This is a genomic window from Bradyrhizobium sp. MOS003 (assembly GCF_003020125.1).
Taxonomy (GTDB): Bacteria; Pseudomonadota; Alphaproteobacteria; order Rhizobiales; family Xanthobacteraceae; genus Bradyrhizobium.
Genome location: NZ_PYFW01000002.1, coordinates 665610 through 689139, shown reverse-complemented (window position 1 = coordinate 689139; position 23530 = coordinate 665610). Strand labels below are relative to the sequence as shown.

The 23530-nt window shown below is 65.7% G+C and carries 21 protein-coding genes; 8 read left to right on the top strand and 13 right to left on the bottom strand.

The features are described 5' to 3' along the window. Window positions 1–3: 3 nt before the first annotated feature. From C7G42_RS13730 to C7G42_RS13710, 5 genes are all read left to right on the top strand, one after another. Window positions 4–819 (top strand): ABC transporter ATP-binding protein, encoded by an 816-nt coding sequence (locus tag C7G42_RS13730; protein ID WP_106949466.1) that lies wholly within the window; start codon window positions 4–6, stop codon window positions 817–819. Continuing rightward, the gene (locus C7G42_RS13725) at window positions 816–1634 is read left to right on the top strand and encodes an ABC transporter permease (protein ID WP_106949465.1); all 819 of its coding nucleotides are present in this window, start codon (window positions 816–818) and stop codon (window positions 1632–1634) included. Before C7G42_RS13730 ends, C7G42_RS13725 begins: the two co-directional genes overlap by 4 nt. Next, window positions 1634–2623, top strand: coding sequence for a 2-hydroxyacid dehydrogenase (locus C7G42_RS13720; RefSeq protein WP_106949464.1), 990 nt, complete (start codon window positions 1634–1636; stop codon window positions 2621–2623). Before C7G42_RS13725 ends, C7G42_RS13720 begins: the two co-directional genes overlap by 1 nt. Continuing rightward, window positions 2623–3312, top strand: coding sequence for an AprI/Inh family metalloprotease inhibitor (locus tag C7G42_RS13715; RefSeq protein ID WP_106949463.1), 690 nt, complete (start codon window positions 2623–2625; stop codon window positions 3310–3312). Before C7G42_RS13720 ends, C7G42_RS13715 begins: the two co-directional genes overlap by 1 nt. Before the next feature lie 164 nt (window positions 3313–3476). After that, entirely contained in the window at window positions 3477–4181 is a 705-nt protein-coding gene (locus C7G42_RS13710; protein ID WP_106949462.1) for a tetratricopeptide repeat protein, read from the top strand. Between the two features lie 6 nt (window positions 4182–4187). On the opposite strand, the gene radC is transcribed toward C7G42_RS13710, so the two are convergent. From radC to C7G42_RS13695, 3 genes are all read right to left on the bottom strand, one after another. Then, window positions 4188–4901: a RadC family protein gene (gene radC, locus C7G42_RS13705; protein ID WP_106949461.1), complete on the bottom strand. Its 714-nt coding sequence runs from the start codon at window positions 4899–4901 to the stop codon at window positions 4188–4190. Between the two features lie 92 nt (window positions 4902–4993). Beyond that, entirely contained in the window at window positions 4994–5812 is an 819-nt protein-coding gene (map, locus tag C7G42_RS13700) for a type I methionyl aminopeptidase (RefSeq protein WP_106949460.1), read from the bottom strand. A gap of 185 nt (window positions 5813–5997) precedes the next feature. Continuing rightward, window positions 5998–7314 carry a mechanosensitive ion channel family protein gene (locus C7G42_RS13695; protein WP_106949459.1) on the bottom strand — a complete coding sequence of 439 codons (1317 nt, stop codon included), beginning with the start codon at window positions 7312–7314 and terminating at the stop codon, window positions 5998–6000. Between the two features lie 208 nt (window positions 7315–7522). Here C7G42_RS13695 and C7G42_RS13690 point away from each other — a divergent pair, with 208 nt between their 5' ends. Beyond that, the gene (locus C7G42_RS13690) at window positions 7523–9316 is read left to right on the top strand and encodes a potassium/proton antiporter (protein ID WP_106949731.1); all 1794 of its coding nucleotides are present in this window, start codon (window positions 7523–7525) and stop codon (window positions 9314–9316) included. Window positions 9317–9445: 129 nt separating this feature from the next. Here C7G42_RS13690 and C7G42_RS13685 read toward each other — a convergent pair whose 3' ends face one another. From C7G42_RS13685 to C7G42_RS13665, 5 genes are read right to left on the bottom strand one after another with little or no spacing between them, the layout of a single operon-like run. Further along, on the bottom strand, window positions 9446–10354 hold the full coding sequence (locus C7G42_RS13685) for a polysaccharide deacetylase family protein (protein WP_106949458.1): 909 nt from the start codon (window positions 10352–10354) through the stop codon (window positions 9446–9448). 3 nt (window positions 10355–10357) lie between these two features. Continuing rightward, a complete protein-coding gene (locus C7G42_RS13680; protein ID WP_106949457.1) occupies window positions 10358–11155 on the bottom strand; it encodes an ABC transporter permease in 798 nt (265 codons plus the stop codon). After that, window positions 11155–12018, bottom strand: coding sequence for an ABC transporter permease (locus C7G42_RS13675; protein ID WP_106949456.1), 864 nt, complete (start codon window positions 12016–12018; stop codon window positions 11155–11157). The genes C7G42_RS13680 and C7G42_RS13675 overlap by 1 nt, the downstream gene beginning before the upstream one ends. Then, on the bottom strand, window positions 12015–13094 hold the full coding sequence (locus C7G42_RS13670; protein ID WP_106949455.1) for an ABC transporter ATP-binding protein: 1080 nt from the start codon (window positions 13092–13094) through the stop codon (window positions 12015–12017). The genes C7G42_RS13675 and C7G42_RS13670 overlap by 4 nt, the downstream gene beginning before the upstream one ends. Then, window positions 13091–14125, bottom strand: a complete 1035-nt coding sequence (locus C7G42_RS13665) for an extracellular solute-binding protein (protein WP_106949454.1) — start codon at window positions 14123–14125, stop codon at window positions 13091–13093. Before C7G42_RS13665 ends, C7G42_RS13670 begins: the two co-directional genes overlap by 4 nt. Window positions 14126–14322: 197 nt before the next feature. On the opposite strand from C7G42_RS13665, the gene C7G42_RS13660 reads away from it, so the two are divergent. Next, a complete protein-coding gene (locus C7G42_RS13660) occupies window positions 14323–15063 on the top strand; it encodes a GntR family transcriptional regulator (protein ID WP_106949453.1) in 741 nt (246 codons plus the stop codon). A gap of 156 nt (window positions 15064–15219) precedes the next feature. Here the strand turns inward: C7G42_RS13660 and modC are convergent, their stop codons facing one another. The 4 genes from modC to mepA all read right to left on the bottom strand — a co-directional run bounded on the left by modC (window position 15220) and on the right by mepA (window position 18559). Further along, window positions 15220–15882 (bottom strand): molybdenum ABC transporter ATP-binding protein, encoded by a 663-nt coding sequence (gene modC, locus C7G42_RS13655; RefSeq protein ID WP_106949452.1) that lies wholly within the window; start codon window positions 15880–15882, stop codon window positions 15220–15222. A 2-nt stretch (window positions 15883–15884) separates the two neighbouring features. Continuing rightward, window positions 15885–16580 carry a molybdate ABC transporter permease subunit gene (modB, locus tag C7G42_RS13650; protein WP_106949451.1) on the bottom strand — a complete coding sequence of 232 codons (696 nt, stop codon included), beginning with the start codon at window positions 16578–16580 and terminating at the stop codon, window positions 15885–15887. 13 nt (window positions 16581–16593) lie between these two features. Beyond that, window positions 16594–17379, bottom strand: coding sequence for a molybdate ABC transporter substrate-binding protein (gene modA / locus C7G42_RS13645; RefSeq protein ID WP_106949450.1), 786 nt, complete (start codon window positions 17377–17379; stop codon window positions 16594–16596). A 232-nt stretch (window positions 17380–17611) separates the two neighbouring features. Continuing rightward, window positions 17612–18559 carry a penicillin-insensitive murein endopeptidase gene (mepA, locus tag C7G42_RS13640; protein ID WP_106949449.1) on the bottom strand — a complete coding sequence of 316 codons (948 nt, stop codon included), beginning with the start codon at window positions 18557–18559 and terminating at the stop codon, window positions 17612–17614. A 544-nt stretch (window positions 18560–19103) separates the two neighbouring features. On the opposite strand from mepA, the gene C7G42_RS13630 reads away from it, so the two are divergent. Next, window positions 19104–21272, top strand: a complete 2169-nt coding sequence (locus tag C7G42_RS13630; protein ID WP_106949447.1) for an EAL domain-containing protein — start codon at window positions 19104–19106, stop codon at window positions 21270–21272. A 188-nt stretch (window positions 21273–21460) separates the two neighbouring features. Here the strand turns inward: C7G42_RS13630 and C7G42_RS13625 are convergent, their stop codons facing one another. Continuing rightward, window positions 21461–23425, bottom strand: coding sequence for a methyl-accepting chemotaxis protein (locus C7G42_RS13625; protein ID WP_106949446.1), 1965 nt, complete (start codon window positions 23423–23425; stop codon window positions 21461–21463). Between the last annotated feature and the right edge of the window lie 105 nt (window positions 23426–23530).

The window sequence follows — 23530 nt, the reverse complement described above, 5'->3', positions numbered from 1 at the left end:
TCGATGTCATCAGGCAAAAACCCGCCCGCGGCCGACGCCGGCCTGACGCATCTCGCCGTCAGCCTGCGCGGCGTGACGAAGACTTATGACAATGGCGTCATGGCGCTCGGGCCGTTCGACCTCACTGTCCGCAAGGGCGAGTTCATCTCGCTGCTGGGCCCGTCCGGTTGCGGCAAGTCGACGGGGTTACGGTTGATTGCAGAACTCAGCGCGCCGTCCTCCGGCATCGTGCGGGTGGCCCATCACGAGGGCATGGTGCAGCCAGGTCACGGGATCGGCTTCGTGTTTCAGGAGCCGACCCTGATGCCCTGGACCAGCGTGCGCGAGAATGTGCGGCTGCCGCTGAGGCTCGCCGGCGTGCCGAAGGCGGAGGCGTGCGGGCGTGCCGACGCGGCGCTGGCCAGCGTCGGGCTAGCCGATTTCGCCGATGCCTTTCCGCGCGAGCTGTCCGGCGGCATGAAGATGCGGGTGTCGCTGGCGCGCGCGCTCGTCACCGATCCCGATATCCTGCTGATGGACGAGCCGTTCGCCGCGCTCGACGAGATCACGCGCTTCCGGCTCAACAACGATCTGCTCGCGCTGTGGCGCAGCCTCGGCAAGACCGTCATCTTCGTCACCCATTCGGTGTTCGAATCCGTCTATCTGTCGCAGCGCGTGGTGGTGATGACGGCACGGCCCGGCCGCATCCAGGCCGACATCCGCATCGAGACGGTCGAGCCGCGCGGCGAGGCGTTTCGCACGTCCGCGGCCTATTCCGATTACTGCCGGAAGGTGTCGGCCGCGCTGGCGCCATCCTATTCGGGGCAGTCGACGCTATGAGCGCGCAGGCGACCGTCACCGCGAAAGCGCGATCTGCGCAAGCCGCGCTGCGCTTCGTGCTTCCCGTCATCGTGTTCGCGGCCGGCATTCTCGCCTGGGAACTCCTGGTCCGCATCAAGGGCATCCCGCCTTACGTGCTGCCGGCGCCCTCCGTCATCGTCCTGACGCTGATCAAGGACTGGGCGGTGCTGTCACAATCGCTCGCCACCACGCTTCTGACCACGCTCGAAGGTTTTGCCGCGGCCAGTATCGGCGGCATCGCGCTGGCGCTGCTGTTCAACCAGTCGAAATGGGTGGAATATTCGCTGTTCCCCTATGCCATCGTGCTCCAGGTTACCCCTGTCATCGCGATCGCGCCGCTGCTGCTGATCTATCTGGAGCAGCAGACCGCGGTGGTGGCTTGTGCCTTCATCGTCGCCTTCTTCCCGGTGCTGTCGAACACCACGCTCGGGCTGAATTCGGTCGATCGCAACCTCGCCGGCCTGTTCCAGCTCTATGGCGCCTCAAAGCCGCAGACGCTGCGCTTTCTCGAGCTGCCCGCGGCGTTGCCCTATATCCTCGGCGGCCTGCGCATCGCCGGCGGCCTGTCGCTGATCGGCGCGGTCGTGGCCGAGATCGCGGCCGGAACGGCCGGTGCCGGCTCCGGGCTTGCCTACAGGATCGCCGAGTCCGGGTATCGATTGAACATACCCCGCATGTTCGCAGCGCTGCTTTTGTTGTCGCTGGCCGGGATTGTCATCTATGGGGTGCTGGCGGTAGTTTCCCACCTCGTTTTACGGCGCTGGCACGAGAGCGCGCTTGGAAAGGAAAACTGATGGCTGCCGGTTCGATTTCGTCCGAGAAGATCGACCTTCTGATCTATGGGCCGGTGCGGCCGATCCTCGAGAACGGGTTTTCCGATCATTTCGTCGTGCATAAGGCAGAGACGCATGGCGACCTCGAACGGTTGACGCCGGAAATTCGCGAGAAGATCCGCGGCGTGGCGGTGACCTATCACACCGTCCGCGCCGACAAGGGTTCGCTGTCGAAGCTGCCCAAGATCGAGATGGTGGCGAGCTTCGGCGTCGGTTACGACCACGTCGATGCGAAATACGCGGCCGAGCACAACATCATCGTCACCAACACGCCCGACGTGCTGACCGAGGAGGTCGCCGACGTCGCGATGGGCCTGCTGATCTCCACCTTGCGCGAATTCATCAAGGCCGACCGTTACGTGCGCTCCGGGCTCTGGCAGACCCAGAATTATCCGCTCAGCGTCGGCTCGCTGCGCGACCGCAAGGTCGGCATTGTCGGCATGGGCCGGATCGGCCAGGCCATCGCGCGCCGGCTCGACGCCTCGCTGGTGCCGGTGGTCTATCACTCGCGCAATCCGTCCAAGGACGTCTCCTACAAGCACTATCCCGATCTGATCGAGATGGCGAAGGCGGTGGACACGCTGATGGTGATCGTGCCCGGCGGCGCGGCTACGAACAAGATGATCAATGCCGAGGTGCTGAAGGCGCTCGGCCCGCGCGGCGTGCTGATCAACGTCGCGCGCGGCTCCGTGGTCGACGAGCCGGCGCTGGTGCAGGCTCTGAAATCCGGCACCATCCTCGCCGCCGGTCTCGACGTGTTCGCGGCCGAGCCGACCGTGCCGGACGAGCTCAAGGCGATGCAGAACGTCGTGCTGCTGCCGCATATCGGCTCGGCCTCGGTGGTGACGCGCAACGCCATGGACCAGCTCGTGGTCGACAACCTCAAATCATGGTTCTCAGGCAAGGCGCCGCTGACGCCGGTTGCCGAAACGCCATTCAAGGGGCGCTGATGATCGCACGTCGGGTCGTCGTATTCGCCGTCGCGGCCTTGGCCGCGATCGGCATTGCGCATGCGCAGGATGCGACGACCCTGAAGAAGGAGATGCTTGGGCAGTGGGAGCTCTCGACCACCGAACGCAGCAAGACTTGCGTCGTCACGATCAAGGGCGACCCGGTCGCGCAAGGATTCAAGCTCGAACTCGAGCCGGCCTGCAAGACCGCACTGCCCTTCACCAAGGATATCGTGGCCTGGAGCGTCAGGGGTCTCGACATCGTTCGCTTGCAGGACGCGACCGGTGAAGCCGTGATCGACTTCACCGAGGTCGAGGCCGGCATCTTCGAGGGCCTGCGTCAGGGCGAGGGCGTCTACATCCTGCAGGATCTCGCCGCCGCGCGCTCGATGGCCAAGTCGATGGACCAGATGATCGGCGACTGGGCCATGGTGCGCGGCAACGGCCAGCCGGTCTGCGGGCTGACGCTGACCAACACGGAAGCGAGCCCCGACAATTTCCAGGTCTTCCTCAAGCCGAAATGCGACCCGGCCGTCGCGCAGTTCAACCCGACGCAATGGCGGCTCGAGCGCGGCCAGATCATCCTGATGTCGAAATCGGGCGACGTCTGGCAGTTCGAGGCCGACGACAACGCGCAGTGGCGGCGTGTCCCAGATACTGCCGATCCCCTGATCATGCTGCGGCAGTAGGCGGCGCCGATACCGCCGAGGACGTGCAGCGCTGGTCAAGTCCGAACAGGTTAAAATCGGATAGGCCCGGATTCGCTGATTTCCCAGTTTTTTGCCAGTTTCGAACTTTTCTTTCGTGTCGAGTGACCAAGACAGGACGGCTCAAAACTCGATCGGGCTTTGACATGAAATTCGTTGCCCTGGCTTTTTCGTGCCTGCTGCTTCTCGCGATGCCCGCCCATGCCGACGATGTGGGCACCTTCAATGCAATGGTGACCTTGGCTCATCGGGGAGATGCCGAGGCGCAATACCATGTCGGCATGATGTACAATAACGGCATCGGCACGCAGCAGGATCGCAGCCAGGCATTCGAATGGTTTCGGAAATCGGCTGCGGCCGACGATCCGCTCGGCGCCTACAAGCTCGGCTGTTATTATGACGGGCAAGGTGCGGGCGTCGTCGCCGCCGACCCGGATCAAGCCTTGAAATACAAGCTTGTGTCCGCCAAGGCCGGCTATGCGCGCGCCGAGCACGATGTCGCCCTCCTGTACGACCGGCGGGGCAATCCGGAAGAAGCGCTGAAATGGTGGAAGATGGCCGGCGATCAAGGGCTGCCCGAGGCTCTCTTCAGCCTGTCCCGGGCATATTCCGCAGGAAAGGGAACGCCGAGGGATTTGTCCCTGTCATATGCGTACTTCAAACTTTCGAAGGTGGCGCCGGCCAAGAACGTGAATGAGATGGCCGGCCTTTTGTCCAAATCGGAACGTGAGAATGCGGAGAAAATAGTTTCCGGGTGGAAGCCGCAGCCGACTGCTCTGACGCTCAAGGCGTTCGCCGGCATCACGGCTGCAGAAGACCATCTCAAAGCCGCCAGGAAGCCGGCGACCTGATCTATGCTAGATCAACCGCATCCCGCGCAAACTCGCGTGCCCGCTTTTGCCGACGATGATGTGATCGTGCACGGCAATGCCGAGCGGCTTGGCGATGTCGATGATCGCTTTCGTCATCTGGATGTCGGCCTGCGAGGGCGAGGGATCGCCTGAGGGATGGTTGTGGACGAGGATCAAGGCGGTCGCCGATAATTCCAGCGCGCGCTTGATCACCTCGCGCGGATAGACCGGGGTGTGGTCGACCGTGCCGGTCTGCTGCACCTCGTCGGCGATCAGCTGGTTGCGCTTGTCGAGGAAGAGCAGGCGAAACTGCTCCTTGTCGGCAAAGGCCATGCTGGAGCGGCAATAGTCGATCACCTCGTTCCAGGACGATAGTGCGTTGCGGCTGTTGACCTCGCCCTTGGCCACGCGGCTCGCGGCTGCGGCAAGCAACTTGATCTGGTTGATCGCAGCGTCGCCGACGCCGTCGACCTCGCGCAGTCGCGCGACCGGTGCGTGCACGACCTCGGCGAACGAGCCGAAGGTCTTGATCAGCGTTTTCGCCAGCGGCTTGGTGTCGCGCCGCGGCAGCGCCGGAAACAACGCCATCTCCAGCAGTTCGTAGTCGCTGAGCGCATCCGCACCCGCGCTGTAGAAGCGCTCGCGCAGCCGCTCGCGATGACCGAGATAATGCGGCTCGTCGTCAGGCTTGCTCTTGTCGTGGTCCGGCTTGGCGGGCATCGGCCGCCAGCATTGCCGGGGACCCGCGTTTTTGCAACCGTCAATTGCGGAGACAAATCCGGTTTACGTCCCGCCAGCGAGCCTGTGCGAGCTTACCCGACCTGCTTCTCGCCGTGCCGCTCCGACAGCGTGAAAATCTCGACGCCCGTCGCCGTCACGCCGACGGAGTGCTCGAACTGTGCCGATAGCGAGCGGTCGCGGGTGACGGCAGTCCAACCGTCGGAGAGGATCTTCACATGCGGCTTGCCGAGATTGATCATCGGCTCGATGGTGAAGAACATGCCGGGCTTGAGCTGCACGCCTTCGCCGGGCCGGCCGATATGGATGATGTTCGGCTCGTCGTGGAACATGCGGCCCAGACCGTGGCCGCAGAAATCGCGCACCACGCTCATGCCCTGCGGCTCGACGAAGCTCTGGATGGCGTGACCGATGTCGCCGGTGGTGGCGCCGGGCTTCACCGCGGCGATGCCGCGCATCATTGCCTCATAGGTCACCTCGATCAGCCGCTCGGCCTTGCGTGCGATCGGGCCGACCGCATACATCCGGCTGGAATCGCCATACCAGCCGTCGACGATGAAGGTGACGTCGATGTTGACGATGTCGCCTTCCTTGAGCGGCCGGTCGCCGGGCATGCCGTGGCAAACCACGTGGTTGAGCGAGGTGCAGGTCGAGTAGCGATAGCCGCGATACATCAGCGTCGCCGGAAAGGCGCCGTGGCTGAAGGCGAACTCGCGGACGAACTGGTCGATACGGTCGGTCGGCACGCCGGGGCCGACGATGTCGGTGAGTTCGTCGAGGCACTTCGCCACCAGTGCACCGGCCTTGCGCATGCCGGCAAACGCGCTCGGTCCATGCAGCTTGATCTGTCCGGTCTTGCGCAGGGAGGTATCGGAGGCTTCGACGTAGCTCATGCGGGCGCGATCTTCTGAAAAGGGGTCGATGTCGGCGGAAGGGCTTGATTTCAGGCCCTAATCTAACGATCACGGGCCTTCATGCAAGCCAACGCAGAGTGTTTTCGAGCGAAGTGGCTACCGGTTCGCGTGAAGAAAACGCGTCAAAACAGGAATCTGGCCGCGGCTTGCGCCCGAAAGCGGGCCTAATTCGGGACTTCTACGGTGGTTTCCACCGGCAGCGCGCCGCCCCGGATGCGGATCTCGCGGACCGGATAGGGAACCCGGATGCCCTCGCGCTTGAAGGCGTCCCACAGCGCCAGCATCACGTCGCTTTTGACGTTGTCCATGCCGTCGGGATCGGCGATCCAGAAGGTCAGCGAGAATTTCATCCCGGCCTCCGCGAACTCGGTCAGAATACTGTTCGGCGGCTTGCCCTTCTGGGCCCGGGGATGGGCGGCGGCGGTCTCGGCGGCGAGTCTGGTGACCAGCTTCGGGTCGGCGTCGTAATTGGTGCCGAAGGCGATCTTCACCAGCGTGTTCTTGTCGGTATAGGTCCAGTTGACGACCTTCTGCGTCACCAGATCCTCGTTCGGGATCAGGAATTCGCGGCCGTCGCCGGCGGCGACGGAAATATAACGCGTCTTCATCGCGCTGATGCGGCCGGTATTGTCGCCGATGGTGACGAGGTCGCCGGGCTTCACCGATTTGTCGGCGAGCAGGATGATGCCAGAGATGAAATTGGCGACGATCTTCTGCAGGCCTATGCCGATGCCGACGCCGACCGCTCCGGAGAACACCGCGAGCGCCGACAGGTCGATGCCGACCGCGCCGAGCGCTATGACGATTGCGATGGCAAGAAGCCCGATGCGGATGATCTTGACCAGCAGCACCTGCACCGACGGCGTCAGATCGGTGGTTGCGTTGATCCGGCTCTCGGCGAAATTGCTCGCGATGTTGGTGGCCCAGAGCGCGATCAGCAGCAGCGCGCCGGCCTTGAGGACCAGCAGCGGGGTCAGCCTGAGGCCACCGAGCACGATCGCGTAGGCATCGAGCAGATCGACGGTCGTATCGAGCTGGCCGAGAATGGACAGCGCGGCGACGAACCACGCCGTGATCGACACCAGGCGGACGATGAAGGCATTGCGCAGCACCGTCGTCACCAGCCGGATCACGAGCCAGGCGAGGCCGAGCTTGGCTGCGACCATCAGCAGGTAGGAACGGCTCGGCCAGGTCGCGTGGTACATCACCACACGGGAGACGATCACGAGCAACGTGAACACCGCCGTCGAGGCGCTGGAGACCATCACCCGGGCGAAGTGCCGGAGCGGCAGCGGCCAGCGCATCGCCAGCGTGGTCATGTCGACCCGGGCGCGGATGGCGGCGTCCGCGGCATAGGCGATGCCGGCCGCGGCCAGGATGAGACCGAATTGCAGGTAGAACCAGGGCGAGGAGATTTCCGCCCCGACGCTGCGCGCCGTGGTTTGCACGAACTCCATGAAGTCCTTGAGGTCCATGTCCATTGGTCTCGTCGGCAAACGGGGGGAGGAATTGATTCGAGGGAGCCGCAGATTCCCACAAAGGCCGCGGCCGGGCCATCGATACACCGGCATGTGATGGGCGTTAAGGCCGTAAAACGCGGGCAGATTGCCGCGAGCGGGAGAAATGGGTTGGCGTGCCGCGGTCGCGACGATATGGATGCAATTCCAGCTGTTTTTGCCCGGAAGGTGGATGGCTTCCCTCGACTCCGTCAGCATCGCAATATTGCTCGGCGCCGTCCTCGTGATGGCCGGTATCCTGTCGAGCCTGCTTGCGCTGCGCTTCGGCGCGCCCTTGCTGCTCGTGTTCCTTTTGATCGGTATGCTCGCGGGCGATTCCGGCCCCGGCCAGCTTCAGTTCGACGACGTCCGCACCACCTATCTGGTCGGCTCTGTCGCGCTGGCCCTGATCCTGTTCGACGGCGGCCTGAAGACGCGCTTTGCAAGCATCCGCACCGTGCTCGCGCCCTCCGTGGTGCTCGCGACCGTCGGGGTGCTCTTGACCGCGTTGATCACGGCGCCGTTCGCGAAATACGCGCTCGACCTCAACTGGACGGAGTCGTTCCTGGTCGGCGCCGTGGTCGCCTCGACCGACGCCGCCGCGGTGTTCCTGCTGGTGCACACCCAGGGCCTGCGCCTGCGCCCGCGTGTCGGTGCGACGCTGGAGGCCGAATCCGGGACCAACGATCCTTTCGCGATCTTCCTGACCCTGATGCTGGTCGAATACATCTCGCTGGGATCGAGCTCCGCAGGCCATGTTCTGATGGAGTTCGTCCAGGAAGCCGTGCTGGGCGCCGTCGTGGGCATCATCGGCGGGCGTCTGGTCGTGCTCGCCCTCAACAAGGTCGCGCTGCCGCAGGGTCTGCACGCGCCGTTCGTCACGACCGCGGCGCTCGTGATCTTCGGCGGCTCGCAGATCATGCACGCCTCCGGCTTTCTCGCGGTCTATCTGGCCGGCATCATCATCGGCAACCGGCCGACCCGCGCGCATAATTCGGTGGTGACCTTCCTCGATGCCGCGACCTGGCTGGCGCAGATCGTGATGTTCGTGCTGCTCGGCCTGCTGGTCTCGCCGAGCCGGCTCGGCGGCAGCGTACTGCCGGCGGTCGGGATCGCCTTCGTGCTGATGCTGGTGGCGCGGCCGATCGCGGTGTTCGTGTGCCTGGCGCCGTTCCGCTTCAACTGGCGCGAGAAGGTCTTCATCGCCTGGACCGGCCTGCGCGGCGCGGTCGCGATCTTCCTGGCCTCGATCCCGATGCTGGTCGGCCTGTCCAAGGCCTATCTCTATTTCGACGTGGCCTTCGTCGTCGTCATCATCTCGCTGCTGCTGCAAGGCTGGACGCTGGCGCCCGCGGCGCGCAAGCTGCATGTCGCGCTGCCGCGCGCCGAGCGCGGTCCGCGCCGCGTCGAACTGGATCTGCCCGGCCAGCTCGAGCAGCAGCTGGTCGGTTATCCCGTGCGGCCCAAGAGCCTGTATTTCCGCCGCGGCCTGATCCCGTCCTGGTCCAAGCCGACGCTAGTGATCCGCAACGAGAACATCCTGACGCCGCTGGAGGCCGATCCGATCGCGCCCGGTGACTACATCTATCTGCTGGCGCCGCCGGAGAAAGCCGAGGCGCTCGACCGCTTCTTCGTCGACATGCAGCCGAGCGCGATCCCCGATCCGCATCTGCTCGGCGACTTCATGGTCTCGGCCGAGCACACGCTCGCCGAGCTCACCGAGATCTATGGCGTGAAGATCGGCGAGGACGAGGCCAAGCTGACCTTGGCCGACTATTTTGACGTCCATCTCGACCAGGCGCCGAAGGAAGGCGCTGAGCTGCCGCTGGATGAGATCGTGCTGGTTGCGCGCAGCATCTCCGGCGGCCGCGTCAGCGTCGTCGGCCTGCGCCTTCCGGAGGACGACGAGACGCCGCTTCCATTGACGCGCCGGCAAGCGCTGCGGAAGAAACTCGCGGACGTCTGGACGTCGGTGGCGGGGGTTTAGTGCTCTCGTGTCCCGGACGCGGTGCAGCGTGCAACGCTGCTCCGCAGAGCCGGGACCCATGGCGCCGTGGGCCCCGGCTCTGCGATGCATCACTTCGTGCTGCATCGCGTCCCGGGCACGGAGTGTGCGTCACACCCCCGCTGGCACCGTCTCCTTCCAATGCCGAGCGATCGCCGCGCGCGGGGCCACCCAGGCCGCGCCGCTTCCCGTGATGTGCGCCAGGATTCGCTCCAGCGCGCCGATCCGGCCGGGCCGGCCGATCATGCGCAGGTGCAATCCGACCGACATCATCTTCGGTGCCGTCTCGCCCTCTCGCTTGAGCCACTCGAAGGCATCGATGACGTAGTCGGCGAAATCGGAACCGTTGAAGCGCGAGGCGTTGTAATATTGCATGTCGTTCGTGTCGAACGCGTAGGGCAACACCAGATGCTGCCTGCCGGCGACCTCCCTGTAATAGGGCAAATCGTCGTTGTAGGCGTCGCTGTCGTAGAGGAAGCCGCCGTGCTCGACCAGCAAACGGCGCGTGTTCGGCGAGGTCGCCGAGCGGGTGTGCCAGCCGACCGGGCGCTGTCCGGTGACGCGTTCGATCGCGGCGACCGTCTTCGCGATGACGTCACGCTCGCTCGCCTCGTCCATGTCGGCGTGGCTCTGCCAGCGCCAGCCATGGGCCGATACCTCGTGGCCCCGCGCGACGGCGTCGCGTGCGAGGTCAGACGAGCGCTCGACAGCCCGTCCGCAGGAACTCACCGTCACTTTCACGCCGTGGGCATCGAACAGATCCATGATGCGCCACCACGCGGCGCGCGTGCCGTATTCGAAATGGCTGTCGATGCAGGAATCCGGACCGTCCAGTTTGTGGACGACCTCGTAGATCGCCTCGTTGCCGGCATCGCCGTCGTTGACGGAGAACTCCGAGCCTTCCTCGAAATTCACCACCAGCGACACCGCGACGCGTGCGCCGCTGGGCCAGCGCGGGTTTGGCGGCTTACCACGATAGCCGGCGAAGTCGCGCTGTGACGATTTGGGTTCGTTGCTCATGGATCAGTCCGAGGTTCCGGCCATGCGGTGCAGGCCGACGACGCGGTCGCTGACGAACAGCAAGATCACCGTGCCCAGGAGGATGAGGGTGGAGAGTGCAGCCAGCGTCGGGTCGGGCGCCTCCTCGATATATTGCAGCATCCGGATCGGCAGCGTCTTGGTGCGGACGTCGGCGAGGAAGATCGAGACGGGATAATTGTCGAACGAGGCCAGGAACGAGAAGATCCCCGCGATCAGGAACGACGGCGCCAGCGCCGGCACCATCACCCGCAAAACGCTGCCGGGATAGGTGCAGCCAAGCGTGCGCGCCGCCTCGATCAGGGTGAAGTCGAACCGCGCCAGTCCCGCGATCATCGTACGCGCGACGTAAGGCAGCGTGATCACGAGATGGGCGACCAGCAGTGTGGCCCAGGGCGCGGTGAAGCCGACCGCGCGAAAGCCCTGCAGCAGCGCGATGCCGAGCACGAGGCCCGGCATCATCAGCGGCGAGACCAGGGCGGTGGCGAAGATGCCCGCGCCCGGCAGTTTTCCCCGCGCGATCGCGATGGCCGCGAGCGTGCCCGAGACCAGCGAGATCGCGGTCGACAACAGCGCGATCTGGAGGGAGAGCAGCAGCGACGGCCAGAAACCGTCGAGGCGTCCGATCCGACCATACCACCGTGTCGATGCGCCGGTCAGCGGCAGATCGAACACCGGTGTCGGCGAGAAGCTTGCGGCGGCGATCACCAGCAACGGGATGACCAGAAACAATGCGAGCCCGATGGCCATGATCCAGCAGACGACGATTGCGGCGCGATTCATCACTTCGGCTCCCGCGACAGGCGCGCACTCAGCGTGACGACGGCGATCGCAATTCCCAGCAGCACGACGCCGGCGGCTGCACCGAAGCCGGGCTCGCGTGCCAGCAGATAGGCTTTTGCGATCGTGGTCGCGAGCGTCGGATATTTTTCGCCGATCAGCAGCGTCGGCACCACATAGGCCGAGACGGACAGCGAGAACACCAGCGCGACGCCCGCGATGATTCCGGGCAAGGTCAGCGGCAGGATGACGCGGAAGAACGTTCCAACCGGCGAGGCGCCGAGCGTGGCAGCCGCTTCCGCATAGCGCGGATCGAGCTGGGCGACGATGGCGTAGATCGGCAGGATCATGAAGGGCAGGAAGATGTTGACGGCGCCGACGATCAGCGCGGTCTCGGTAAAGATCATCCGGATCGGGTCTTCGATGATGCCGAGCGCGATCAGCGTTTCGTTGACGATTCCGTCGCTGCGCAAGAGGATCGTCCAGGCAAACGCCTTGACGATGACGCTGGCCGCAAGCGGCAGGAACAGCGTCGCCAGCAGCACGGAGCGCAAGGGCCCGCGGGCGCGCGCCAGCGCGAAGGCGGCGGGATAGCTGATCAGGAAGGCGATCAGTGTCGTCAGTAGCCCGAGCCGCAGCGAATTCCAGATCACGCCGAGATAATAGGGCATGCCGAGCAGGCGCTTATAGTGTGTGAAGGTCAGCCCATTGGCATCGACGATGCTGACGCCGAGCAGCAGCACCAGCGGCAGCGCGAACACGCCGGCGATGATGACGAAGGACGGTAGCACGAAGCCGATCGCCACGAGCTGCTCGCGGTCCGCGGCGGGCGCCGTCACTGGCGCGGGAAGGGCTGCCTCGGTCATGCCTGCGCATCCATCGGAAACGCAAAGGTCTCGGCCACGGGCCAGCTCAGGCGGATCTCGTCATGCACGCGGGGGATCGTGCCATCCCGCCCGGAGAGTTCGGCCAGCAGGCTTTCGCCGGCGCCGGCATCGACCTCGACCAACGTTCGCGAGCCCTGGAACACCACGGAGCGGACGCGGCCGGCCGCGGAGTTGGCCTCGCCCTGTTCGCCCAGGCGAAGCTGCTCGGGGCGCGCTGCGACGATGACGGGAGAGCCGGCCTGGAAATTGCCCAGTGCGGACATGCGGCCGAGCTTGGTCTCGACGTCGACCTTGCCGTCATTTGCCGCCAGCACGGTGCCTGAAATCCGCGTCGACAGCCCGACGAAGTTGAGCGCGAACAGGCTGGCAGGCCGCAAATACAGTTCGCGCGGCTCGGCAAGCTGCTCGATGCGTCCCTTGTTCATGACGGCGGCGCGGTCCGACATGGTCAGAGCCTCGTCCTGGTCGTGCGTCACGAAGATCGCGGTCGCCTTCACGTCCTGGAGTAGGCGCCGCAGTTCGACCTGCATCTCCTCGCGCAGCTTGCGATCGAGCGCCGAGAGCGCCTCGTCGAACAGTAGCACGTCAGGCTCGACGGCAATCGCCCGCGCCAGCGCCACCCTCTGCTGCTGGCCGCCCGACAGCGCAGAGATGCGGCGGCCCGCGAGATGACCGAGCTTGACCAGCGCCAGCGCACGCTCGACCGCGGCGTCGATCTCGCCCTTGGGGGCGCCGCGCACTTTCAACCCGAATGCGACATTGCCGGCGACGGTCAGATGCGGAAACAGCGCGTAACTCTGGAACACGACTCCGACATTTCGCTTGTGCGGCGGCACGTTGGTGATGTCTCGCCCGGCGAGCTCGACCTTGCCGGTGTCGGGCTGCGCCAGCCCCGCGATGGCGCGCAGCAGCGTGGTCTTGCCGCAGCCGGAGGGGCCGAGCAGCGTGACGAGCTCGCCGCGCCGAATGGTCAGATCGATGTGATCGAGAACCGTCGTCGGCCCGTAGCGCTTGGAGACGCCGCGGACGACCAGATGCTGGGCGGCTTCGCTCATGTCATCTCCTTGCTCCAGCGGTCGACCCAGGAGGCGCGGTTCTTGGCGACGAACGCCCAGTCCGGCGCGAACAGCGAGGCGGGGGCGGGGAAGCCTGCCGGCGTCGGCGTGCCTTTGTTGGTCGGCGCGACAAACGCCTTGTCGGCGAGGATGGTCTGCGCTTCCGGGCTGAGGAAGAAGTCGATCACGGCATCGGCGAGATCGCCAGCCGGCGCGCCAGCCACCTTGGCGATGCCCGACGGCATCGCGAAGCCGCCGTCCTGCGGCACGGCGAGATCGACCGGTGATCCCTCCGCTTTGCGGATCAGCGTGTAGGCGGAGAACTGTCCGCCGATCATCCAGGCCTCGCCCTGCTCCATCAGATTGATGGCCTGCGGCGCGTTGGTATAGACGTTGAGCAGGTTGGCCTTCAGCTCCTTCACCTTCTTGAAGGCCGCGTCGATCTCGTATTGCGCCTCCTTGTAGGGCTTGCCGGTTTCGAGATGCGCGGCTGCGAGCAGTGTCCAGAACCCTTCGGTGTTGGACAGCGACGGCACGATCACCCGGGAGGCGTACTTCGCATCCCACAGGTCGGCCCACTTGGTGGGCGCGGTCTTCATGCGCTTGGTCGAATAGGCGATGCCCGCCCAGGGCCGCTGATAGTTCGCCCACATGCCGTCCTGGTGCACCGCGCCGTCAACGAGCTTGCCGAGATTGGCGATCGACGAGGCCGACATCTTCGTGATCAGGCCTTCGGTCGCAGCCGGAAGCATCACCGGATCGTCCATGATCACCACCGAGATCTTCGGGGCGGCCTTGTCGGCCTGCATCTTCTGGAGATTGGTCAGCGAGTTGGTGCCCTCGTACAGCACCTTGCAGTCGAGTTTCTTTTCCAGCACCGGAAACAGGTCGGCGTTGAAATATTTCGCGGCGCCCGCGGGGCCGCCGATGACGATCTCCCTGGGCGCGGCGCGGAGCCGTGCCGGGGCCGCCAGAACCGCGGCAAGCGCCGCGCCGGATGTCAGAACGCTGCGTCGGGAGGGGGTGTGCATGGGCGTGTCCCGTATGTTGTGCGTAAGGCTTGCATCGAAGCAGCAGCAAGCACCATGCCAAATGTGCACATTTCAAGATTTGATAATGATATCAGATGAGTCAGGGTGGATTGTCGACCGTACCTGCACAGGCACGAAGCAAATGTGCACATTTTTTGGAGGTGACGCTGCGCATCCTTTGGGCCTAGCTATGGGCCATGGCGACGCAGCGCGGGCGAAACGGGAAGAGAAACGGCAAGGCCAATCCGGCCGAGGACGAAGCGGTCTATGAGGCCATCCTGCATGCGTTGCTGGAGGGCAAGCTGAAGGCGGGTGTGAAGCTCGCCGAGCCGCCGCTCGCTGATATCTTCGGCGTGTCTCGCGAGCGCATCCGGAAGGTCCTGCACAGGCTGGGTGCTGAGCGGCGGCTGGAGATGATCCCCAACCGCGGGGCCCGCGTACCGCGCCCGACGCTCGACGACGTCCGCAGCGTCTACGAGGCGCATCGCGTGCTTGAGGCCGGCGTGCTGACGCAGCTCGCCCGCCTTGTCGACGATGCCTTGATCGACAAGCTGACCGCGCATCTCGCCGAGGAGCGCGCCGCCGCCACGCGCGGCGATCGCGCGGCGTCGGTGCGGCTGTCCGGCGCGTTCCACGTTCATCTCGTGGAGGCACTCGGCAATGCCGAGCTGACGCGCTTCCTTTCCGATCTGCTGAGCCGCTCCTCGGTCATGGTCTCGGTCTACGAGCCCGCCACCGATTCGATCTGCGCCGTCGATGAGCACGGCGCGATCGTCGATGCGTTACGCGCCCGCGATGTGTCGCGCGCAATTGCGGTGTCGCGTGAGCATTTCTTGCACGTGGAGAGCCGTCTGCATCTGGATGACGATGCGGTGCCGGCAAACGAGGATTTGGCGAGCGTGTTCGGCGCAATCAAGCCGAAGCGGCGGAAGCGCTGAACCCTCCACCGTCGTTGCGAGCGCAGCGACGGGGGGCGCGATAGTCGCTCTTTCATGCGGCAATTCGTAGCCCGGACGGAGCGGAGCGTAATCCGGGGCCGCCGTTTCTGCGCGCGAGAGCCCCGGATTACGCTCCGCTCCATCCGGGCTACGGCTCTACGCCAGCAGCCTCACCCCGCCAAGACTCGTCACCCGCCCCTGCTTCAGCATCACGATCTGCGTCGCGAGCTGGCGCAGCTCGGCGGCATCGTGGCTGACATAGACCATGGGGACATTGGCCTCGTCGCGCAGCCGCACCAAATAGGGCAGGATCTCGAGCTTGCGGCCCTCGTCGAGCGCGCCGAGCGGCTCGTCGAGCAACAGCAGCCGCGGCTTTGCCAGCAGCGCGCGTCCGAGCGCGACGCGCTGGCGCTCGCCGCCGGAGAGCTTTCCGGGGCGGCGGTCGAGCAGGGTGCCGATATCGAGCAGGTCGATGACGCGTGCGTGCTGCGCCGGATCCGGCGCCAGGCGGTTCATCTTTCGTCCATAGTCGAGATTCTGCGCGACGTTGAGATGCGGGAATAGCCGCGCGTCCTGGAACACGTAACCGATGCGGCGGCGCCAGGCCGGGACATGAATCCCGGCCGCGGTGTCGTCGACGGTTTCGCCGTCGAGCACGATGGTGCCGCGGTCGGGCCGCAGCAGCCCCGCGATCATGTTGACCAGCGACGTCTTGCCGGCGCCGGAAGCGCCGAACAGGCCGATGACGCGGCCTTCGCCGGTGAAGGATGCCTGAAGCGAGAATTCACCGAGTTGCTTCTCGACGTCGACGCGCAGCATGGTCAATTCCCGTGCAGGCGCTGCGTCGCGCGGCGGGCGAACCATTCGGCGGCGATCAGGGCGCCGAGCGCCAGCACGATCGAGACGATCACGAGCCGGCCGGCCGCGGCGTCGCCATCCGGCGTCTGGATCAGCGAATAGATCGCCGAGGAAATCGTCTGGGTCTCGCCGGGAATATTGGAGACGAAGGTGATGGTCGCGCCGAACTCGCCGATCGCCTTGGCAAAGCCGAGCACCATGCCGGCGAGCACGCCGGGCAGCGCCAGCGGCAGCGTCACCGTGAAGAACACCTTCCAGGGTGCGGCGCCGAGCGTCTCGGCGGCCTGCTCGAGCCGGCGGTCGATCGCCTCGATCGACAGCCGCATCGGCCGCACCAGCAACGGGAACGACATCACGCCGCAGGCCAGCGCCGCGCCGGTCCAGCGAAACGAGAACACGATGCCGAGATGGTCGGCGAGGAAGCCGCCGACGAGGCCGCGGCGGCCGAACGTCAGCAGGAGCAGATAGCCGGTGACGACCGGCGGCAGCACCAGCGGCAGATGCACGATGGCGTCGAGCATCGACTTGCCCCAGAAATCGCGCCGCGCCAGCAGCCACGCCAGCGCGATGCCGAATGGCGTCGCCACCAGCGTTGCGATGATCGCGACCCTGAGCGAGAGCAGGATCGCGGTCCATTCGGCGGGAGAGATGTCCGACATCACGTGGTGAATATCAGATTGTCGGGCTGACCAGGAACTTGAAGCCGTATTTTTCGAAGATGGTCTTGGCGGCGGAGGAGCGCAGGAAGGCGAGATAGCCGCTGGTCCCGTCCTTCGCAATCGTAGTCGCGGCAACCGGGTAGATGATTGCAGGATGCGACTCCGCCGGGAATGTGCCGACGATCTTGACGCCGGGCTCGACCTTGGCGTCGGTGGAATAGACGATGCCGAGATTGGCCTCGCCGCGCGCCACCAGCGTCAGGGCCGCACGCACGCTCTCGGCCATGGCGAATTTCGGCTCGGCGGCCTGCCATGCCCCGAGGCTCGTAAGCGCCGCTTTGGCGTATTTGCCCACCGGCACCGACTTGACGTCCCCGGTCGCGATCCTGCCGTCGCCGGCGAGTTTGGCCAGGTCGAAACCTTGCGCGATGGTGACGTTGTCGATCCTGGAATCCTTCGGCGCGATCAGCACGATGCTGTTGCCGAGCAGATTGACTTTGGAAGCCTCGTTGATGGTCTTCCTGGAGATCGCGTAGTCCATCCAGTCGGTGTCGGCGGAGACGAACACGTCGGCCGGCGCGCCCTGCTCGATCTGTTTGGCGAGGACCGAACTGGCGGCATAGCTGACCGAGAACTTGACACCGGTCTTGGCGGTGTAGGCGGCGTCGATCTCGTCGAGCGCGTTCTTCATCGAGGCCGCGGCGAACACGGTGATGGTCTTGTCCTCGGCGGCGGCCGGCGCGAGGCTCGCGCTTGCGAGCATCACGAGGGCGGTGAAAAATCCTGAAATACGTAGCATGTGAGCGCTCCGTGCGAGTCCGCGCGCGCAAGTTGCACACACAGGTCTGGCGTTGGTGGGTCAGGTCGCGACGGGTGGAAGCGCTGTCCACGGGGCCCGGCTGCGGCTTACGGCCGGCAGGGATATCGCAATCGCGAAGATAGCAGGCTGGCGCCCGAGGTCAAACCTGGGTCGTCATCCTAAAAGCGCGGCTCAATCACACTGGGTGGGCCGTCAGCGCGGGCCACATACCCTACGGCTTCGCATCCGCCGCATGCAGCACCGCCTTGCAGGCCGCCGGCATCTGCGCCAGCGTCATCGGTGGCTTCGGTTTCGGCGGCTCCGGCGGTGGCTTGGGGTGCAGCACGGCGTCGGAGAACCAATAGGCGAGATCGGCGGGCTTGCAGCCTTCGTCCTCGGCCTGTGACGGCTGGCCCTCGCATTCGCCGGCCCCTGCGGGGCAGCGCATGCGGATGTGGAAGTGGTAGTCGTGGCCCCACCAGGGGCGGATCTTCGACAGCCAGGCGCGGTCGCCCTTGGCTTCGCGGCACAGCGCCTTCTTGATCGCGGCGTTGACGAAGATGCGCTGCACCGCCGGCTCCCGCGCCGCGTCGCGCAGCACCAGGACGTGGCTCGGGGTGAACACCTTCGGATCGACGTCGAGTCGGTCTTGGCGCACCATCATCACCGCCGACATGTCCTCGCGCTCCTCGCGCGAGAGGCGGCGGTCCGGCGACGGCGTCAGCCAGATGTCGGCATCGAGACCGATCTGGTGGCTGGCATGGCCCGACAGCGCCGGGCCGCCGCGCGGTTGGGCGATGTCGCCGACCAGGATGCCGGGCCATCCCGCGTCCTTGTGCGCCCTGGCCGCGAGCCGCTTGATCAGCGCGATCATGTCGGGGTGGCCATAGCTGCGATTGCGCGACAGCCGCATCACCTGCCAATGGTCGCCGTTGACCGGCATCTGATCCGCACCGGCGATGCAGCCCCTGGTGTAGGAACCGATGACTTGCGTCGCCCCCTTCGACGGCAGCAGCTTGCGGGCGAACAGCTCCTTGGCGGCGACGTCTGGGTCATTGGAATTGGCGAGCGGCGGCAGCGGCTTCGGGTTGACGCTGCCCTTGTCCTGGGCCAGCGCGCCGCCGGCGGCGGCCAGGAGCGTCATGACGAGGAGGAGAGGGGTGAGGCGGCGGAGACTCATGCGCAGCCCTTATAGCCCAACACGGCGTCGGGGTTAAGAATCGGGCTGTGCTGCGGCAGACGACCTCACGGCGTCTTGACGGCCGTTGCCCCGGCGCGAAGGCGCGCCTGGCATGACGATCCCCGTATTCAACAAGGTCGTCCAAAAATCGTGATTCTTTCACGGGGCCAGCCGTATTCTTAACGGTGCGATAACCGTATCCTGCATTGACCAAAATTCGTGCGCGGAGCCGGGTTCGTTTCCATCTCGTATGCAATCGGACCCGCGCGCGGAATTGATTCATGGAGAGCGGGCGTTTTTGCATCATCTCGCTCGACGATTGCGACGACGCCGCGGCTTTGATGCGCCAAAAGGCTTGCTTGCGCCTCGTAAACAGGCACGCGCGCCGGGTTCTCGATGCTCGCAAGGCGGCGCCTCGGCTGGCGCGGCCACCCAAGATTACTTTTCTTTCAGACACTTGCCCCAAAGCTTGCGCCGTTGGGCGTGACTGGGACGAGTGAAGTTGGGTTTGGGGTCTCGAAAAGCAGGAAGACGAAAGCAAAGCGTGCTTGCCCGGGCTGGCCAGCCGCCGCGCAAGCCGCGCTTCGCGCGCGTCCCGCGCGCCCTTTCGGAACGCGAGGAAGTCCTGCGCAGCCGCGCCGAGGCGGAGGCTGCGATCGCGGACGCGCGCAAATCCCATGAGCGGCTGCGCCAAGCCATCGACATCCTGCCGCAGGGCATCGTGTTTCTCGACGCGGAAGGCCGCTACGTCCTCTGGAACAAGAAATACGCCGAGATCTACAGCAAGACCGCCGATCTGTTCGAGGAAGGTGCGCGTCTCGAAGACACGCTCCGCGTCGGCGTTACCCGCGGCGACTATCCCGAGGCCATCGGCCACGAGGACGAGTGGATCGCCGACCGCCTGCAGAGGCTCTATCAGCCCGGCGCCCGCCACGAGCAGAAGCTGTCGGACGGCCGCGTCATCCTGATCGACGAGCGACTGACGGACGATGGCGGCGTGGTCGGCCTGCGCGTCGACATCACCGAACTGAAGCAGCGCGAGGCCTCGTTCCGCCTGCTGTTCGACGGCAATCCCGTTCCCATGATCGTCTGCGCGCTGGACGACGAGCGCATCCTCGGCGTCAACGACGCCGCGGTCGCGCATTACGGCTACACCCGCGCCGAGTTCGAGCGGTTGACGATCCGCTCCCTGCAGGCCTTCGAGAGTGAACCGCCCTGGATGGCGGACCCGACTTGCGAGGAGCAGGCCGGCCGTACCTGGAAGCATGTCAAGGCCGACGGCGGGCTGATCGACCTTGCGATCTATTCCCGCGAATTGACCTATGCCGAGCGGCCGGCGGTGCTGCTGGCGCTGATGGACATCACCGAACGCAAGCGCGCCGAGGCGCGGCTCGCCTTCATGGCTCAGCACGACACCCTGACCGGCCTGCCCAACCGCAGCCTGCTGCGCCAGCAGGTCGACGAGATGCTGCTGCACACACGGCGCAGCCCCGAGAAGGTCGCGCTGCTGATGCTGGGGCTCGACAGTTTCAAGTCGGTCAACGACACGCTCGGGCATGCGGTCGGCGACAAGCTGCTGCGCGGCGTTGCCAAGCGGCTGCGCTCGACCTTGCGCGAGGAAGACGCGCTGGCGCGGCTCAACTCCGACGAGTTCGCGATCGTGCAGAGCGGCCTGGCGCGTCCCGAGGACGCGGTGATGCTGGCCAAACGTCTGCTTGCGGCGATCGCCGATCCCTATCTGCTTGACGGCCATTCCGTGGTGATCGGCGCCTCGATCGGCATCGCGATGGCGCCGGGCGACGGCGATGATTCCGAAAAGCTGCTCAAGAGCGCCGACATGGCGCTGTCGCGCGCCAAGCTGGACGCGCGCGGCACCTTCGCCTTCTTCGAGGCCGCGCTCGACGCCAAGGCGCAGAGCCGCCGCAAGATCGAGGTCGAGCTGCGCGACGCGATCCAGAACGACGTGCTTCGTCCCTACTACCAGCCGCTGATCGACCTTCAGAGCGGCCGCATCACCGGCTTCGAGGCGCTGGTGCGCTGGCCGCATGCCGAGCGCGGCATGGTCTCGCCGGCCGAGTTCATTCCGGTCGCCGAGGACACCGGCCTGATCAATCCGCTCGGCGGGTTGATGCTGCGCCGGGCCTGCCTCGACGCCGCCGCCTGGCCGGACGACGTGCGCGTCGCGGTCAATCTGTCGCCGCTGCAGTTCCGCAGCGGCAACCTGCTCTCGATCGTGACGGACGCTTTGAGACATTCCGGCCTGCCGCCGCGGCGGCTCGAGCTCGAGATCACCGAGACGCTGCTGCTGGAGAAGAGCGCGCAGGTGCTGGCGACGCTGCACGCCTTGCGCGCGCTCGGGGTGCGCATCTCGATGGACGATTTCGGCACCGGCTATTCCAGCCTCAGCTATTTGCGCAGTTTTCCGTTCGACAAGATCAAGATCGACCAGTCCTTCGTGCGCGATCTCGGCGCCAACCGCGAGGCCCAGGCGATCATCCGCTCCATCGTCAGCCTCGGCAAAGGCCTCGGCGTCACCATCACCGCCGAAGGCGTCGAGACCGAGGCCGAGCTCAGCTGCCTGCGCACCGAGGGCTGCGACGAAGGCCAGGGTTTCCTGTTCAGCAAGGCCCGGCCCAATGCCGAGATCATGAGCCTGCTGGCGGCGCAGCGCGGGATCGACGGCGAGGAAGAAGACGCTGCGCTGGTGGCGTGAGCGCCGGCTGAGCCGCAAGGACAGTGCGCTCCCTCGCCCGCTTGCGGGAGAGGGTTGGGGAGAGGGTTATCTCCACAATCGAGAACCCCCAAGAGGATAGAACCCTCACCCGGCGCTTCGCGCCGACCTCTCCCGGAAGCGGGAGAGGTAAACCGAGTCTGGGGCTCAACCTTCTAAATCAAATCACCCTACGCCGCCCGGAGCCCCGCCAGGAACGTATCCACGCTTCGCATCAGCGCCGAGGCGTGCTGCCCGAGTTCGCCGGAGGCCGCCATGACATTGCCTGCCAGCGCCCGCGATTGATCCGCGGCCTGGCTGGCGACGGCGACATTGGCCGAGACGTCCGTCGTGCCCGCCGAGGCCTGCTGCACGCTGCGCGCGATCTCGCGCGTCGCGGAGCCCTGCTCTTCGACCGCGGCGGCGATCGTGGTAGCGATGCCGCTGATCTCGCGGATGGTGTCGCTGATCCCGGAAATCGCGGTGACGCAATTGCCGGTGGCGGCCTGGATCGCGGTGACCTGGCTCGCGATCTCGTCGGTCGCCTTCGCGGTCTGGCTCGCCAGCCCCTTCACCTCGGAGGCGACCACGGCAAAGCCACGGCCTGCTTCGCCCGCGCGCGCCGCCTCGATCGTGGCGTTGAGCGCAAGCAGATTGGTCTGGCTCGCGATCTCGCTGATCAGACGCAGCACGTCGCCGATGCGCTCGGCGGCGGTGGCAAGGCTCGTGACCATCTCGGTCGTCTCCGCGGCCTTGCCCACGGCATCGCTCGCGACCTTGCTGGAATGGGTGACCTGGCGGCCGATCTCGCTGACCGACGATGCCAGCTCTTCGGTCGCCGCTGCGACCGCATTGACGCTGGTCGAGGCCTCCTCTGAGGCCGTCGCTGCGGCGGAGGCCCGCTGCGAAGTGCCGTTGACGCTGCTGGTGATGTCGCCGGCGACGCTCTGCATGCCCTCGGTCGCCCTGGCCACGGCAGCCACCACGCCCTTGACGTCGGCTTCGAAGCGGTCGGCCATCTGGCGCTGCAGAGCCTGCTTCTCGATCTCTGCCTTGGCCTTGTCGGCCTCCTGCGCCTCGCGCATGGTGCCTGCTTCGAGCATGTTGCGGCGGAACACGTCCACCGCCTTGGCCATGGTGCCGAGTTCGTCCGGGCGCTCGCTGCCGGGAATGGTGACACTGGTATCGCCGCTCGACAGTCGGTTCATGACCGCGGTGATCGCGGTGAGCGGCCGCGACAGGCCGCGCCCGAGCAGCAGCGCCAGCACGATCGCGACGGCGAGGATGGCAACCGTGCCGAGGATCAAATTGCGCTCGGCCGTGGCGAACGCGGCCTCGTACTCGGTCGTGTCCTTGATGATCTCGATCACGCCGACCGGCGCTCCCGCATAGTTCTTGATCGGCCCGGCATAGACCTCGACCGGATGACCGTCGAGCTCGGCCTCGTGCCGGACCGCCGAACCGTCGATCGCGCTCTTCAATTGGTCCATCGTGGTGACGACCGTGCTGCCGAACGTCGAAGACAGCTTGTTCAGGTTCTTGCCGTCGAGCGAGTAGACCGCGAGGTCGATGCCAAAGCGTTTCTTGGCACGGTCGACGAACTCCTTGCCGAAGGCGGCGCCGATATCGACGTTGGCGATGCTCTTGCCGTCGCGCACGATCGGCGTCATGCCGAAGATACCGAGCGCTTCACGGCCCGGCTCGACGCCGACGATCTGCCGGCCGCCCTTCATCGCCTCGACCACGGTCTCGCGGCGCGCCGAGACGTCATCGCCGAACACTTTGGGAGCGTGCACGCGGTAGAACGCCACGGCAGGCGGAACCTGGAAGGTGATGAGCGGGATACCCTGCGCCTTCAGCGATTTGTTGGCCTCGCCGAGCAGCGCGGCCAGGCTGTCGCGGTCGCCCTTGGCGATGGCGTCGCCGACCGGCGGCAGCGCCGCGATCACGGCGGAGACCGCCAGTGCCGAGCGTCCCTCATAGTCGATCGCCGCGATCACGCTCTCATATTGCAGCTTGAGCTGCTGATCGAGCGCCATCCGGGTCAGCGCCCGTTGCTGGCTGATCGAGAAGCCGGAGACGATGGCGCATGCCACTGCCACGGTGAGGGCGATCGCGAGAATCAGGCGGGCGGCAATCGACTTGAGTTTGAACATCGAAAATTCCCAGGCATTTCCAAATCTTGCTTTGGTGGAAAGGTCCCAGAAATTGCTTAACAACAAGGGCGGGATCGCCACCGTGTTTCAACGGAGTCGCCCCCA

Coding starts and splice junctions, on each gene's coding strand:
- C7G42_RS13710 (WP_106949462.1), top strand. CDS start 3,477: ATGAAATTCGTTGCCCTGGCTTTTTCGTGCCTGCTGCTTCTCGCGATG.
- map (WP_106949460.1), bottom strand. CDS start 5,812: ATGAGCTACGTCGAAGCCTCCGATACCTCCCTGCGCAAGACCGGACAG.
- C7G42_RS13725 (WP_106949465.1), top strand. CDS start 816: ATGAGCGCGCAGGCGACCGTCACCGCGAAAGCGCGATCTGCGCAAGCC.
- modB (WP_106949451.1), bottom strand. CDS start 16,580: ATGTCGGACATCTCTCCCGCCGAATGGACCGCGATCCTGCTCTCGCTC.
- mepA (WP_106949449.1), bottom strand. CDS start 18,559: ATGAGTCTCCGCCGCCTCACCCCTCTCCTCCTCGTCATGACGCTCCTG.
- C7G42_RS13625 (WP_106949446.1), bottom strand. CDS start 23,425: ATGTTCAAACTCAAGTCGATTGCCGCCCGCCTGATTCTCGCGATCGCC.
- C7G42_RS13720 (WP_106949464.1), top strand. CDS start 1,634: ATGGCTGCCGGTTCGATTTCGTCCGAGAAGATCGACCTTCTGATCTAT.
- C7G42_RS13660 (WP_106949453.1), top strand. CDS start 14,323: ATGGCGACGCAGCGCGGGCGAAACGGGAAGAGAAACGGCAAGGCCAAT.
- C7G42_RS13695 (WP_106949459.1), bottom strand. CDS start 7,314: ATGGACATGGACCTCAAGGACTTCATGGAGTTCGTGCAAACCACGGCG.
- C7G42_RS13690 (WP_106949731.1), top strand. CDS start 7,523: ATGGCTTCCCTCGACTCCGTCAGCATCGCAATATTGCTCGGCGCCGTC.
- C7G42_RS13670 (WP_106949455.1), bottom strand. CDS start 13,094: ATGAGCGAAGCCGCCCAGCATCTGGTCGTCCGCGGCGTCTCCAAGCGC.
- C7G42_RS13685 (WP_106949458.1), bottom strand. CDS start 10,354: ATGAGCAACGAACCCAAATCGTCACAGCGCGACTTCGCCGGCTATCGT.
- C7G42_RS13665 (WP_106949454.1), bottom strand. CDS start 14,125: ATGCACACCCCCTCCCGACGCAGCGTTCTGACATCCGGCGCGGCGCTT.
- modA (WP_106949450.1), bottom strand. CDS start 17,379: ATGCTACGTATTTCAGGATTTTTCACCGCCCTCGTGATGCTCGCAAGC.
- C7G42_RS13730 (WP_106949466.1), top strand. CDS start 4: ATGTCATCAGGCAAAAACCCGCCCGCGGCCGACGCCGGCCTGACGCAT.
- modC (WP_106949452.1), bottom strand. CDS start 15,882: ATGCTGCGCGTCGACGTCGAGAAGCAACTCGGTGAATTCTCGCTTCAG.
- radC (WP_106949461.1), bottom strand. CDS start 4,901: ATGCCCGCCAAGCCGGACCACGACAAGAGCAAGCCTGACGACGAGCCG.
- C7G42_RS13715 (WP_106949463.1), top strand. CDS start 2,623: ATGATCGCACGTCGGGTCGTCGTATTCGCCGTCGCGGCCTTGGCCGCG.
- C7G42_RS13675 (WP_106949456.1), bottom strand. CDS start 12,018: ATGACCGAGGCAGCCCTTCCCGCGCCAGTGACGGCGCCCGCCGCGGAC.
- C7G42_RS13680 (WP_106949457.1), bottom strand. CDS start 11,155: ATGAATCGCGCCGCAATCGTCGTCTGCTGGATCATGGCCATCGGGCTC.